Below are 12491 nucleotides of genomic sequence, written 5' to 3'. Positions count from 1 at the left end.
AGGAGGCGCTGAAGATCCTGCCGCCGGACCTGTCGGCCGACGAGTCGTACCGGGTGCGGTTCAACCGCGAGGCGGACCTCGCCGCCACGCTGTTCCACCCGAACATCGTCGGCGTGCACGACCGGGGCGAGTCGGGCGGCAAGCTCTGGCTGTCGATGGACTACGTCGCCGGCACAGACCTCGACGCCCTGGTCCGCGACCGCTACCCGCGCGGCCTGCCGGTGGCCGACGTGGTCTCGGCGATCACGCAGGTCGCCGGGGCCCTCGATCACGCGCACGGCAAGGGGCTGATCCACCGCGACGTCAAGCCCGCGAACATCCTGCTGGCCGAGTCGGGGGCGGACGCCGGCGGGCGGGTGCTGCTCGCCGACTTCGGTATCGCGCGCCGGATGGACGACGACGCCGGGCTCACCGCCACCAACATGGCGGTGGGCACGGTGACCTACGCCGCGCCGGAGCAGCTGGCGGACGAGGCCGTGGACGGGCGCGCCGACCAGTACGCCCTCGCCGCCACCGCGCTCACCCTGCTCACCGGGCGGAACCCGTTCACCGGCACCACCCCGGGCGCGGTGATCAGCCGGAAGATGCGGGGCGACGTACCGCGCGCCGCTGAGACCGATCCGCGCCTCGCGCCGCTCGACCGGGCCCTGTCCGCAGGGATGGCCGCGGACCCCGCCCGACGGTTCCGTACCTGCGCCGACTTCGCACGCGCGCTCGAGGACGCGGCGCGCACGCTCGGCGCGTCGGGTCCCGTCTCCCGCCCGACGGTGCCGCCCCCGGTCCCGCAGGTCTCCCGGCAGGCGCCGGGACGGACCCCGCCGCCAACCGTGCCGCCGCAGTACGGGCAGACCTCGCTCCGTCCCGCCGCGGCACCTCTGCCCGCCTACGGTTCGCATCCGTCGATGCCGGTGATCGCGCCGTACGCCGGCGTGACGAAGCGGCCTTGGCAGGTGACCGCGGCGGGGGTGCTGTGTTTCATGTTCGCCCCGTTAGCAATTCTCGGGACGCTCGGCGGTACGGACGGGCACATCGACGGTGGCGACATCTCGTTGATGATGGGCTTCATCGCCAGTGCGGTCGGGGCCGTGGCGGCTGGTGTTCTGCTGATGACGAAACGTTCGCGGTCCGCGCTCGTCGTCGCGTCGGTAGCTGCCGCGCTGATGACCGCGAGTTGCGTCGGCGTCGTGGTCACTGTTCCGGTCCTGCTGCTGCTCTGGGCACCGCAGAAGTCGAGGCTCTGGTTCGGTCGGTAGCGGCCGGGCCGCACTCGGATTCCGTCCGCCGCGGACAGCGAGCCCGGAGTGGACAGGATCCGAGTGTCGGCGAGAAGGCGAGGTGGCGACCCCGCCGGTGCGCCCGCTGCCGGTCCGCCCGCTGCCGGTCCGCCGGTGCGGGGCGCTACCCGGACGACCGCTACCCGACGACGAGGGTGGTGCCGGTGGCGCGCAGGACGGCGCTGACGTCGTAGAACAGGGAGCCGGTGCGACGCAGCGGACCGTCGAAGGTGGCGGCGCGCGAGGCGATGCCGAGCGCGGCGTTGTCGGAGGTGCGGATCAGGGCCGCCGCTGTCGCCGACCTGGACCGGGATCGTGGTGGCGATGTAGCCGCCCTCCACGTTCACCACGGACCCGCAGCGCCAGCCGGACGAGACGCCCTGGCTGCACACCTGGTCGCCGGGCCGGGCGGTGCCGACGCCGCTGGGGCGCACACGACCGCCGGGCGCGGCCTTCGCGACCTGCGGATCCAGGGAGAACACGCCCCAGTCCGGCGCGTCGGGCACGACGAACATGTCGGCCTTCGTCAGCGCCGGCGCAGACGATCCGGTGTTCACGCCGACGATACGACCGTCTGCCACGACCTGCTGGCCCTGCGCGCCACAGTGGCCGGCGTACAGGCCCACGCGGGAACCGTCGGGCTTCTGCCCGATGAACCCGACGGTGCAGCCGCGCCCGTCGGCGGTGTTGCCGACCATCTTCGACACCGTGAGCACGGAGCTGCCGGGCACGATCGTCGCAACCGGGGCGGCCTGCGCGACCGCCGGGACGAGTGCGGCGACACCGCCGATGACGGCAGCGGTCGCCGCGGTCGTTCGGGCGGCGGCGGCCACGGTCGTGCGGTGCGTGCTCGCAGTGGTGCGGCGCATGGTCCTCCTCGGGTCGGCACAAGACTGTGCGACGGTAGCGTGTCACACACCACACCGCCTGTAAACAGAGTGACTAATGATGCGCAGGAGGATCAAGGCGACGCAAGTTGTGGAGATTATCTACTTCGCGGGCTTGGGTGTGACCCACGTCGTGATCGCCGCATGCACGACCTCGGTCCCCTTCTTGTCGCGGACGGCGATGTCGACGACCACGTCGCGCCCGGTCGTGATCGCGGCCCAGTCGATCTCCTCGGCCAGTGTGGCCGTCGCGACGAGCGAGGACTCCGCCTTGGCCAGGTAGTCGACCTTCATCGACTTCGGGAGCCAGCGGTGCGTGCCCGGCGTGGACGCCTCCATCACCATGCCCATCCCCACCTCGGCCAGGTTGCAGGCCGCGATCGCGTGGAACGTGCCGATGTGGTTCTGCACGAACCACCACTTCGGGCCGTGCACCACGGCGCGGCCGTACTCGATCTCGGAGATGTACGGCGTCACGGATGCGAAGTAGGGCGCCTTGAGAGACGCGGCGGCGGAGAACGCGAGCTTGCCGAGCGGCTTGTCGCTCAGCGTGCGCCACATCTTGAACGTGCTGGTGTCGGTCATGGCGTTATCTTACCGCGCGGTAAGTTCGGTGGCCTCAGCCCGGCGGGTTCGCCGCCAGCGGGTCGAAGCCCTCGCGCGCCAGTCGCACGATCACCTCCTGGACGACGGGCCACCACTGCGACCGCGTCGACACCGGGGCGCCGTGGTTCGCCCCTCCAGTCGTACGAGCAACGACGGTGCGCCGACCGCGTGCGCCGCGGCCACGAAGGCTTCCGACTCGGCGGCGGGCACGATCGTGTCCCGGGTGCCGTGGATCGCCACCGACGGCATCGCCGGATCGATACGCCCGAGCGGGTCGGCCAGGGCGTACCGGTCCGGGACCTGGTCGGGCATCCCGCCGAGCGCATTGCGGACGTGGCTGTTCATCCGCGACGAGGTCCGCATGTCGAGCACCCCGGCCAGCGCGACGAACGCGCGCGGGGTCACCGTCGGACCGCCTCCCGCCGGCCAGGAAACCCCGGGCGCCCCCGCGGGGAGCGAGCGCCGGGTGGCCGCCCACGCCGCGAGCTGGCCGCCGGCGCTGTGCCCGACCAGGATCACATTGCCCGGGTCGAGCGCGGGGACGGACGCGGCGAGCGCCGGCACGTGGTCGACGGCGTGGCCCACGTCGGTGAATGTGGTGGGCCAGCCGCCGCCTGCCCCGACCCGGCGGTACTCGACGTTCCACACCGCGAGGCCCGCGGCCTGCAGGGTGCGCGCGACGGCGCCCATGTAGTTGAGACTCGACTTGTTGCGCCAGCCCCCGCCGTGGATCAGTACGACCACCGGCAGGCTGTGCGGCGCGTGCACCCCGCGGGGTACGTAGAGGCGGCCGAAGTTCTGGGCGGGATCGGCGTCCGGCGCGGGGTAGGCGTATCGGACCGCGTCGTCGCGCATCGTCGACGACGAGACGGCGCGCGCGGACACCGTCGAACTCGGGGCGGGGAGGCGATGCCGGTTCCGTGTACGGACCCGACGGTGCAGCCGGACAGTCCGGCGGTCAGCGATCCCACGAGGACCAGCGCGCCGAGCTTCGGCGCGACGCGCTGCTTGGTCATGCCCGATATTCTTCCAGAGTTCCGGGCGCCCGCCGTGTGACATGGGCCGCAGCCGCGGAGGAGACCATCGCCGATTTGAACTGCGGGCCCGAGCAGTGCATACTGGTCAGGTTGCCTTGTCCGGGCGGCGCGGTCCCCTATGACATGGGGAGGCCGACCGTCGGGACGATGTATCGCCCCGGCTTCCCTCGAGGGAGCCACCGGTGCACACGGCGGAGCATGAGCGCCAACGCGACACGCCCGACCGCGTGGACCGGAGCAATTTGACACATGAACAGCGTCGATCGACTTTTTCGCGGGAGGATTCCCGCAGGTGATGAGGCTGTCCGTGCGTCAGGTAATACGTGAACACTTGACGGAAGAGGACACAGCGTGGCGGGACAGAAGATCCGCATCAGGCTCAAGGCCTATGACCATGAGGCGATCGACGCGTCTGCTCGGAAGATCGTCGAGACCGTGACCCGCACCGGCGCCCGCGTCGTCGGTCCCGTGCCGCTGCCGACGGAGAAGAACGTGTACTGCGTCATCCGCTCGCCGCACAAGTACAAGGACTCGCGCGAGCACTTCGAGATGCGTACGCACAAGCGGCTGATCGACATCCTGGACCCGACGCCGAAGACGGTCGACGCGCTCATGCGCATCGACCTGCCGGCCAGCGTCGACGTGAACATCCAGTAAGCGGCTGCGGAGAAACGATATGACTGAGAACAAGATCAAGGGAATCCTGGGCACCAAGCTCGGCATGACCCAGGTCTTCGACGAGAACAACCGGGTCGTGCCGGTCACCGTCGTCAAGGCCGGGCCGAACGTCGTCACCCAGATCCGTACCCAGGCCGCTGACGGCTACGACGCCGTGCAGCTCGCCTTCGGCGCCATCGACCCGCGCAAGGTGAACAAGCCCGTCTCGGGCCAGTTCTCCAAGGCCGGCGTCACCCCGCGTCGCCACATCGCCGAGCTGCGGCTCGCCGACGCCGACGCCGCCGCCGACTACGAGGTGGGCGAGGAGCTGGGCGCCGACGTGTTCGAGGACGGCAACTTCGTCGACGTCACCGGCATCAGCAAGGGCAAGGGCTACGCCGGCGTCATGAAGCGCCACGGCTTCGCCGGTCTCGGCGCCAGCCACGGCGCGCAGGCCGTGCACCGCGCCCCCGGTTCCATCGGTGGCTGCGCCACCCCGGGCCGCGTCTTCAAGGGCGTCCGCATGGCCGGTCGCATGGGCTCCGACAAGGTGACCACGCAGAACCTCACCGTGTTCAAGGTGGACGCCGAGGCCGGCGTCCTGCTGATCAAGGGCGCCATCCCCGGTCGCAAGGGCGGCCTCGTGATGGTCCGTACCGCAGTGAAGGGTGGTGCTCGCGCATGAGCAAGCTGACTCTCGATGTGAAGACCGCCGAGGGCAAGGTCGACGGCACCGTCGATCTCCCCGCCGAGATCTTCGACGTGGAGCCGAACATCTCGCTGATGCACCAGGTGGTCGTCGCGCAGCTCGCCGCTGCGCGCGCCGGCACGCACGCCACCAAGACCCGCGGCGAGGTCCGCGGCGGTGGCCGCAAGCCGTACCGCCAGAAGGGCACCGGCCGCGCGCGTCAGGGCTCGACCCGTGCGCCGCAGTTCACCGGCGGTGGCACCGTCCACGGCCCGCAGCCGCGCGACTACAGCCAGCGCACCCCGAAGAAGATGAAGGCCGCCGCCCTGCGCGGTGCCCTCACCGATCGGGTCCGCGATGACCGCATCCACGTCGTCACCGAGCTGGTGGCCGGCCAGGAGGCGTCGACCAAGGCGGCCCGCCTGTTCCTGGCCGCGCTGTCGGAGCGCAAGAAGTTCCTCGTGGTCGTGGGCCGCGAGGACCTGACCGCGCAGCGCAGCGTCCAGAACCTGCCGAACGCGAAGTGGATCTACCCGGACCAGCTCAACACCTACGACGTCCTCGACAGCGACGACGTGGTGTTCAGCCGCGAGGCCCTGGGTTCGTTCATCGCGAGCGCCACGAAGGCTGCTGACACCATTGAGGAGGCGAACGCCTGATGGCCACCGCAACCATCCCCGCCGACCCGCGGGACATCCTGCTCGCGCCGGTGATCTCCGAGAAGGCCTACGGCCTCATCGAGGAGAACACGTACACCTTCGTGGTGCACCCGGACGCGAACAAGACGCAGATCAAGATCGCCGTGGAAAAGGTCTTCGGCGTCAAGGTCGACAGCGTCAACACCTTGAACCGCCAGGGCAAGCGCAAGCGCACCCGTGCCGGTTACGGTCAGCGCAAGAGCACCAAGCGCGCGATCGTGACCCTGAGCGCCGATAGCAAGCCCATCGACATCTTCGGAGGCGCGAGCTAAATGGCTATCCGTAAGCACAAGCCGACCACTCCGGGTCGCCGCGGCTCGTCGGGCTCGACGTTCGACGAGATCACGCGCTCGACCCCGGAGAAGTCGCTGGTCCGTCCGCTGCACGGCCGCGGTGGCCGCAACGCGCACGGTCGAATCACCACCCGGCACAAGGGTGGCGGCCACAAGCGCGCGTACCGCGTCATCGACTTCCGTCGCCATGACAAGGACGGCGTCAACGCCAAGGTCGCGCACATCGAGTACGACCCGAACCGCACCTCGCGGATCGCGCTGCTGCACTACCTCGACGGCGAGAAGCGCTACATCCTGGCGCCGAAGGGCCTGGGACAGGGCGACATCGTCGAGTCGGGTCCGAACGCCGACATCAAGCCGGGCAACGCCCTGCCGCTGCGCAACATCCCCGCCGGCACCGTGATCCACGCCGTCGAGCTGCGCCCCGGTGGCGGTGCCAAGATGGCTCGCTCGGCCGGTGCCAGCATCCAGCTGCTGGGCAAGGAGGGCGCGTACGCGACCCTGCGTATGCCCTCCGGCGAGATCCGTCGCGTGGACGTGCGCTGCCGCGCCACCGTCGGCGAGGTGGGCAACGCCGAGCAGAGCAACATCAACTGGGGCAAGGCCGGCCGCATGCGGTGGAAGGGCAAGCGCCCGACCGTCCGTGGTGTCGTCATGAACCCGGTCGACCACCCGCACGGCGGTGGTGAGGGTAAGACCTCCGGTGGCCGCCACCCGGTGAGCCCGTGGGGCAAGCCCGAGGGCCGCACCCGCAAGAACAAGGCGAGCGACAAGCTGATCGTGCGTCGCCGCAAGTCCGGTAAGAACAAGCGCTAGGAGGGAGTTAGAGAATGCCACGCAGCCTCAAGAAGGGCCCGTTCGTCGACGACCACCTCCTCGCGAAGGTCGACGTCCAGAACGAGAAGGGCACCAAGCAGGTCATCAAGACCTGGTCGCGTCGCTCCACCATCATCCCCGACTTCATCGGTCACACCTTCGCCGTCCACGACGGTCGCAAGCACGTGCCGGTGTTCGTCTCGGAGAACATGGTGGGCCACAAGCTGGGCGAGTTCGCCCCGACGCGGACGTTCAAGGGCCACATCAAGGACGACCGGAAGGGTAAGCGCCGCTAATGAGCAACGACACTGTCGACACCAACGCCGCACCCGCCTCGGCGTCGGCGACCGCGCGTTTCGTGCGCGTCACGCCCATGAAGGCCCGTCGCGTGATCGACCTGGTCCGCGGCAAGGACGCCGAGCAGGCGCTCGCGATCCTGCGGTTCGCGCCGCAGGCCGCCAGCGAGCCGGTCGCCAAGGTGCTCGCCTCGGCGATCGCCAACGCGCAGAACAACCTGGGTCTCGACCCGCGCACCCTGGTCGTCTCGGAGGCTTACGCCAACGAGGGCCCGACCATGAAGCGCATCCAGCCGCGTGCCCAGGGCCGTGCGTACCGGATCCGCAAGCGCACCAGCCACATCACCGTCGTGGTGGAGTCGGTCGCGTCGAAGAAGCCCGTCGCCAGCCGGAACCGGAAGGGAGCGTAAGCATGGGTCAGAAGATCAACCCCCACGGCTTCCGCCTCGGCATCACCACGGACTGGAAGTCCCGCTGGTACGCCGACAAGCAGTACGCCGAGTACGTCAAGGAAGACGTCGCGATCCGCAAGAAGCTGACCGACGGCCTCGAGCGCGCCGGCATCAGCAAGATCGAGATCGAGCGCACCCGGGACCGCGTGCGGGTGGACATCCACACCGCGCGTCCGGGCATCGTGATCGGCCGCCGCGGCGCGGAGGCCGACCGCATCCGCTCCGAGCTGGAGAAGCTGACCGGCAAGCAGGTGCAGCTGAACATCCTCGAGGTGAAGAACCCCGAGGCCGACGCCCAGCTCGTCGCGCAGGGCATCGCGGAGCAGCTGAGCAACCGCGTGGCGTTCCGCCGCGCGATGCGCAAGGCGATCCAGTCGGCGATGCGTCAGCCGAACGTCAAGGGCATCCGGGTCCAGTGCTCGGGTCGCCTGGGCGGCGCGGAGATGAGCCGCAGCGAGTTCTACCGCGAGGGCCGCGTGCCCCTGCACACGCTGCGCGCCGACATCGACTACGGCCTGCACGAGGCGAAGACCACCTTCGGGCGGATCGGCGTCAAGGTGTGGATCTACAAGGGCGACGTCGTGGGCGGCCGGCGCGAGCTGGCGGCACCGTCGAACGACGACCGCCGCGGCCCGCGTCGCGAGCGCCCCCAGCGCCCGCGTCGCAGCGGCGCGTCGGGCACGACCGCCACCAGCACCGAGGCCGGCCGGGCCGCAACGGAGGAGACTCCGGTGGCGGCGGCGCCTGCCGCAACGAACCAGGAGGGCTGACGCCATGTTGATCCCCCGTCGCGTCAAGCACCGCAAGCAGCACCACCCCAAGCGCTCCGGCGCTGCGAAGGGCGGCACCGCTGTGACCTTCGGTGACTACGGCATCCAGGCTCTCGAGCCCGCCTACATCACCAACCGCCAGATCGAGTCCGCTCGTATCGCCATCAACCGCCACATCAAGCGTGGCGGCAAGGTCTGGATCAACATCTTCCCGGACCGTCCGCTGACCAAGAAGCCGGCCGAGACCCGCATGGGTTCCGGTAAGGGTTCCGTCGAGTGGTGGGTGGCGAACGTCAAGCCCGGTCGCGTGCTGTTCGAGATGACCTACCCCAACGAGCAGATCGCTCGCGAGGCCCTGCGCCGCGCGCAGCACAAGCTCCCCTGCAAGACCCGCATCGTGACCCGAGAGGAGCAGTTCTGATGTCGAACACCGTCGCCGCTGATCTCCGCGGTCTGACCGCGGACGAGCTGGTGGAGAAGCTGCGCGAGGCCAAGGAGGAGCTGTTCAACCTGCGCTTCCAGATGGCCACCGGACAGATGAGCAACAACCGTCGCCTGCGCACCGTGCGTACCGACATCGCCCGGATCTACACGATCCTGCGCGAGCGGGAGCTCGGCCTGGCCTCGGGCCCGGAGGGTGACGCCGCATGACCGAGAATGGAAGCAACGTGACCACTGAGGCTCGCAACAGCCGCAAGGTGCGTATCGGGTACGTCGTGTCCGACAAGATGGAGAAGACCATCGTCGTCGAGCTCGAGGACCGAGTGAAGCACTCGCTGTACGGCAAGATCATCCGCACCACCTCCAAGGTGAAGGCGCATGACGAGGACGGCGTCGCCGGTGTCGGCGACCGCGTCCGGATCATGGAGACCCGTCCGCTGAGCGCCAGCAAGCACTGGCGCCTGGTGGAGGTGCTGGAGAAGGCCAAGTAGGCCCTCCCGCCCCACGGACTCGAAACCCCCGGTACCTCCGCACGGAGGCCGGGGGTTTCGTCGTCCGACGGTGCCTACTTCACCGCGCGCGCCGCGTCGTAGACCGCGCGGCCCGCGTCGCTCAGGCGCTTACCGGCCGCGTTGGCCGTCGGCCAGGTGTTGTCGCCGCTGCCGCGGGCGTTGCGGTCGTTGTTCAGGGCGCGGCCGTACTCGGCGAGGCGGGCCTGGTAGGCGCGCAACGCGTTCGCAAGGGTGGGGACCGGCGCGGCGCGATTGATCGTGCCCGGCAGGGTGGCCTGCTCGGTGCGGATCGCGGCGAGCTCGGCGTTGATCTTGGGCTGGATGTCGTTCCACTGCCACTTCGGGTTCTTCGTCACCTGGGTCGTGGCCTTGCTCGCGGCCAGGCGCGGCGTCCGGTTCGCGACCCACTGGTCGTACACGGCGCGCGCGGTCCGGGCGTTCGGGCTCGCCGCGGGCTTCGACGGTGCCGCCCCGGCACCGGGGACGGGGCGGGATCTGCGGCCGCCACGCCGGCGACGGGGACGGTGACGGCGGCGGCGAGGATGCCCGCGGCGGCGGTGCGGGTGGCCCACTGACGGATGGTCATGATGTACCTCTGATTCGATATCAAGAAACAGGACACCATGAAACTATCGCGAATTTATGAACAAGTATAGTTAGTTCACTGTGATGTGCCGCATGGGCGCATCAGGTTCACCGGCAGGCGTTGCGCACCGCGGTCGCCGCGGTGTTCAGCGTGGTGTACGCGGGGTTACCCTTCGTCCACGTCGCGTCGCCGCTGCCGCGAGCACTCTGGTCGGCACGCAGCGCCTCGGCGTACGCGTCCAGCTTGGCCTTGTAGTCGGTCATCGTGGTCTTGACCGTGGGCGCCAGGTTCTCGGTCGCGATGATGGCCGGCAGCTTGCCCGTCTCGGTCGCGATCGCGGCGAGCTCGGCGTTGAGGGTGTTCTGGATGCCGTCCCAGGTCCACTTCGGATCCTTGGTGTAGGCGACGGTGGCCCGGCTCGCGACCACCCGCACGTCGTAGCCCGACTGCCACGACGAGCACGCGGATCGGCCTGCCGCGGCGGCGGCCGCCGCGCGGGACTGGGCGATGGTGGACTGGTAAGCCGCCACGTCCTGCGGGTCCGCGGAACCGGTGCCGGGCACCGTCGCGCACCCGGCCAGCACGAACAGCGAGGCCCCCACGGCCACTGCCGCGCCGGCCCGGCCGCGGAACGAGTCGATCAATCGTGCGGTCATTTCGTGCCTCCCCTGGGGTGCGTCGGCGTACACACCTTCCTACGTGCATTGTCTCCCATAATCGTGCCAGCGTTTCACAGGGGGTGGTAGGCCTGCGGCGCGAATCGGGGGTCGGGGCGTTCGTTTGTTATACTTGAGACATGCGGGGCGCGTGCGCCCCGCGCCGTCGTAGGGCTCCCGGGCCCCAAACCGTCTCGCCGTGACCGGCTCGAGACGCTCCCGGTTCTTTTCTTGCGGCGAACGGACGCGGCCACCGCCGCCTTCGCCACCACCACCGTTAGGTATCTCTTCATCGTGTCCACGACCGTGTCCCCGTCGTTCGCCGAGCTCGGCGTCCCCACCAACCTCGTCGCCGCCCTGAACGACATGGGCCGCCCCACCCCGTTCCCCATCCAGGCCGATACGCTGCCCGACACTCTCGCCGGCCGCGACGTGCTGGGCCGCGGCAAGACCGGCTCCGGCAAGACTCTCGCCTTCGCGATCCCGCTGGTGGCCCGGCTCGCCGGGCACCGCGCACCGTCGGGCCGCCCGTCCGGCCTGGTGCTCGCCCCGACGCGCGAGCTCGCCACGCAGATCACCGCCACCGTCGAGCCGCTGGCCCGCGCCGCCGGCCTGCGCGTGACCACGATCTTCGGCGGAGTCAAGCAGACCCGTCAGGAGCAGGCGCTCGGCCAGGGTGTCGACATCGTCGTGGCGTGCCCCGGCCGGCTCGAGGACCTGATGCGGCAGCGCATCGTCGACCTGTCCCGCGTCGAGGTCACCGTGCTCGACGAGGCCGACCACATGGCCGACCTGGGGTTCCTTCCCGTCGTGACCCGGATCCTGGCGGCCACCCCGGCGGGCGGGCAGCGCATGCTGTTCTCCGCCACGCTCGACAACGGCGTCGACAAGCTGGTCCGCAAGTTCCTCACCGACCCGGTCTCGCACTCGGTCGACCCGGAGAACTCGCCGGTGGTGGCCATGACCCACCACGTCTTCGAGGTGGGCGGCAAGGACGAGAAGTCCGAGCTGGTGCGCACCCTCGCGTCCGGCACGGGCCGCCGGATACTGTTCACCCGCACCAAGCATCAGGCCAAGAAGCTGGCGAAGCAGCTGACCGCGCAGGGCATCCCCGCGCGCGACCTGCACGGCAACCTCAGCCAGCCGCAGCGCGACCGCAACCTCGAGGCGTTCAGCACCGGCACCGCGCGGGTGCTCGTCGCCACCGACATCGCGGCCCGCGGCGTCCACGTGGACGACGTGGAGCTCGTGGTGCACGTGGACCCGCCCGCCGAGCACAAGGCCTACCTGCACCGCAGCGGCCGGACCGCCCGCGCCGGCAGCGAGGGCACCGTCGTCACCGTGATGACGCCCGAGCAGCGCAAGGACACCCAGACGCTGCTGAAGAAGGCCGCCATCTCCGCGCGGCCCGTCGCCGTGACCGCCACGTCGCAGGTCGTGGTCGACCTGGTCGGCGAGGTCGCGCCGTACGTCACGCCCGAGCCCGTCGCGCCGCCGCAGCAGCAGCGTCGCGCCGGCGGCGGGCACGCCCCGGCCGGGGTCGCGCGGGGCGCGGCAAGGGCACGGGCGCACGGCCCGACGGTGCCGGACGCGGCAAGGGCGCTCAGCGCTCGGGCCAGCAGCAGCGCTCGGGTGCGCGCCAGGCACCGTCCGCCGGGCGGGCGCAGGGCCAGGGACGTCCGCAGGGGCAGGGCCGCGCCCAGCAGCCGCGTCGCCGCGCGACCCGCCCCGCGGGCTGACGGACCGCGGCTGACGGACCGCGTCGAGTCCGAGGGCGCAGGGACGTCGGGTATCGACTTCCGCGCGGCACTCGGATTCTGAC

General features: G+C 70.3%; 17 protein-coding genes. 13 read left to right on the top strand and 4 right to left on the bottom strand.

The window, feature by feature from the left end:
* The first annotated feature begins 53 nt into the window (after window positions 1–53).
* On the top strand, window positions 54–1253 hold the full coding sequence (locus MTP03_RS23165; protein ID WP_305852769.1) for a serine/threonine protein kinase: 1200 nt from the start codon (window positions 54–56) through the stop codon (window positions 1251–1253).
* Between the two features lie 1010 nt (window positions 1254–2263).
* On the opposite strand, the gene MTP03_RS18420 is transcribed toward MTP03_RS23165, so the two are convergent.
* Entirely contained in the window at window positions 2264–2746 is a 483-nt protein-coding gene (locus tag MTP03_RS18420) for a hotdog fold domain-containing protein (RefSeq protein WP_248489446.1), read from the bottom strand.
* Between the two features lie 90 nt (window positions 2747–2836).
* Window positions 2837–3652, bottom strand: coding sequence for a S9 family peptidase (locus MTP03_RS18415; RefSeq protein WP_248489445.1), 816 nt, complete (start codon window positions 3650–3652; stop codon window positions 2837–2839).
* 503 nt (window positions 3653–4155) lie between these two features.
* Between MTP03_RS18415 and rpsJ the strand changes: the two genes are divergently transcribed.
* Genes rpsJ through rpsQ form a run of 11 tightly spaced genes read left to right on the top strand, consistent with a single transcriptional unit; the run spans window position 4156 to window position 9406 of the window.
* Window positions 4156–4461, top strand: a complete 306-nt coding sequence (rpsJ, locus tag MTP03_RS18410; protein ID WP_003938093.1) for a 30S ribosomal protein S10 — start codon at window positions 4156–4158, stop codon at window positions 4459–4461.
* A gap of 19 nt (window positions 4462–4480) precedes the next feature.
* A complete protein-coding gene (rplC, locus tag MTP03_RS18405) occupies window positions 4481–5146 on the top strand; it encodes a 50S ribosomal protein L3 (protein WP_248489444.1) in 666 nt (221 codons plus the stop codon).
* The gene (gene rplD / locus MTP03_RS18400) at window positions 5143–5808 is read left to right on the top strand and encodes a 50S ribosomal protein L4 (protein WP_248489443.1); all 666 of its coding nucleotides are present in this window, start codon (window positions 5143–5145) and stop codon (window positions 5806–5808) included. The genes rplC and rplD overlap by 4 nt, the downstream gene beginning before the upstream one ends.
* Window positions 5808–6119, top strand: coding sequence for a 50S ribosomal protein L23 (gene rplW / locus MTP03_RS18395; protein ID WP_068522672.1), 312 nt, complete (start codon window positions 5808–5810; stop codon window positions 6117–6119). Before rplD ends, rplW begins: the two co-directional genes overlap by 1 nt.
* Window positions 6120–6956, top strand: coding sequence for a 50S ribosomal protein L2 (gene rplB, locus MTP03_RS18390; RefSeq protein WP_248489442.1), 837 nt, complete (start codon window positions 6120–6122; stop codon window positions 6954–6956).
* 14 nt (window positions 6957–6970) lie between these two features.
* Entirely contained in the window at window positions 6971–7252 is a 282-nt protein-coding gene (gene rpsS / locus MTP03_RS18385) for a 30S ribosomal protein S19 (protein ID WP_019202328.1), read from the top strand.
* On the top strand, window positions 7252–7662 hold the full coding sequence (rplV, locus tag MTP03_RS18380) for a 50S ribosomal protein L22 (protein ID WP_248489441.1): 411 nt from the start codon (window positions 7252–7254) through the stop codon (window positions 7660–7662). The genes rpsS and rplV overlap by 1 nt, the downstream gene beginning before the upstream one ends.
* Window positions 7663–7664: 2 nt before the next feature.
* Complete coding sequence (gene rpsC / locus MTP03_RS18375) at window positions 7665–8474, top strand: 30S ribosomal protein S3 (protein ID WP_248489440.1); 810 nt, start codon at window positions 7665–7667, stop codon at window positions 8472–8474.
* 4 nt (window positions 8475–8478) lie between these two features.
* Window positions 8479–8895, top strand: coding sequence for a 50S ribosomal protein L16 (rplP, locus tag MTP03_RS18370; protein WP_248489439.1), 417 nt, complete (start codon window positions 8479–8481; stop codon window positions 8893–8895).
* Window positions 8895–9125: a 50S ribosomal protein L29 gene (rpmC, locus tag MTP03_RS18365; protein ID WP_013128010.1), complete on the top strand. Its 231-nt coding sequence runs from the start codon at window positions 8895–8897 to the stop codon at window positions 9123–9125. Before rplP ends, rpmC begins: the two co-directional genes overlap by 1 nt.
* Complete coding sequence (gene rpsQ / locus MTP03_RS18360; protein ID WP_248489438.1) at window positions 9122–9406, top strand: 30S ribosomal protein S17; 285 nt, start codon at window positions 9122–9124, stop codon at window positions 9404–9406. The genes rpmC and rpsQ overlap by 4 nt, the downstream gene beginning before the upstream one ends.
* 74 nt (window positions 9407–9480) lie before the next feature.
* Here rpsQ and MTP03_RS18355 read toward each other — a convergent pair whose 3' ends face one another.
* Window positions 9481–9999 carry a hypothetical protein gene (locus MTP03_RS18355; RefSeq protein ID WP_248489437.1) on the bottom strand — a complete coding sequence of 173 codons (519 nt, stop codon included), beginning with the start codon at window positions 9997–9999 and terminating at the stop codon, window positions 9481–9483.
* 121 nt (window positions 10000–10120) lie between these two features.
* Window positions 10121–10669, bottom strand: coding sequence for a hypothetical protein (locus tag MTP03_RS18350; protein ID WP_248489436.1), 549 nt, complete (start codon window positions 10667–10669; stop codon window positions 10121–10123).
* Window positions 10670–10963: 294 nt separating this feature from the next.
* Here MTP03_RS18350 and MTP03_RS18345 point away from each other — a divergent pair, with 294 nt between their 5' ends.
* Window positions 10964–12490: a DEAD/DEAH box helicase gene (locus tag MTP03_RS18345; protein WP_371820801.1), complete on the top strand. Its 1527-nt coding sequence runs from the start codon at window positions 10964–10966 to the stop codon at window positions 12488–12490.
* Window position 12491: the final 1 nt, after the last annotated feature.

Origin of the sequence: Tsukamurella sp. PLM1 (assembly GCF_023168325.1) — a bacterium.
Taxonomy (GTDB): Bacteria; Actinomycetota; Actinomycetes; order Mycobacteriales; family Mycobacteriaceae; genus Tsukamurella.
The sequence above is the reverse complement of the archived record's forward strand: the minus strand, read 5'-3'. Positions and strand labels throughout refer to the sequence as shown.

Excerpts from the sequence above, each read along its gene's own strand:
- rpsS (WP_019202328.1), top strand. The coding sequence starts at position 6,971 with ATGCCACGCAGCCTCAAGAAGGGCCCGTTCGTCGACGACCACCTCCTC.
- rpmC (WP_013128010.1), top strand. The coding sequence starts at position 8,895 with ATGTCGAACACCGTCGCCGCTGATCTCCGCGGTCTGACCGCGGACGAG.
- rplV (WP_248489441.1), top strand. The coding sequence starts at position 7,252 with ATGAGCAACGACACTGTCGACACCAACGCCGCACCCGCCTCGGCGTCG.
- MTP03_RS18350 (WP_248489436.1), bottom strand. The coding sequence starts at position 10,669 with ATGACCGCACGATTGATCGACTCGTTCCGCGGCCGGGCCGGCGCGGCA.
- MTP03_RS18420 (WP_248489446.1), bottom strand. The coding sequence starts at position 2,746 with ATGACCGACACCAGCACGTTCAAGATGTGGCGCACGCTGAGCGACAAG.
- rpsQ (WP_248489438.1), top strand. The coding sequence starts at position 9,122 with ATGACCGAGAATGGAAGCAACGTGACCACTGAGGCTCGCAACAGCCGC.
- rpsC (WP_248489440.1), top strand. The coding sequence starts at position 7,665 with ATGGGTCAGAAGATCAACCCCCACGGCTTCCGCCTCGGCATCACCACG.
- rplW (WP_068522672.1), top strand. The coding sequence starts at position 5,808 with ATGGCCACCGCAACCATCCCCGCCGACCCGCGGGACATCCTGCTCGCG.
- rplP (WP_248489439.1), top strand. The coding sequence starts at position 8,479 with ATGTTGATCCCCCGTCGCGTCAAGCACCGCAAGCAGCACCACCCCAAG.
- rplD (WP_248489443.1), top strand. The coding sequence starts at position 5,143 with ATGAGCAAGCTGACTCTCGATGTGAAGACCGCCGAGGGCAAGGTCGAC.
- rplB (WP_248489442.1), top strand. The coding sequence starts at position 6,120 with ATGGCTATCCGTAAGCACAAGCCGACCACTCCGGGTCGCCGCGGCTCG.
- rplC (WP_248489444.1), top strand. The coding sequence starts at position 4,481 with ATGACTGAGAACAAGATCAAGGGAATCCTGGGCACCAAGCTCGGCATG.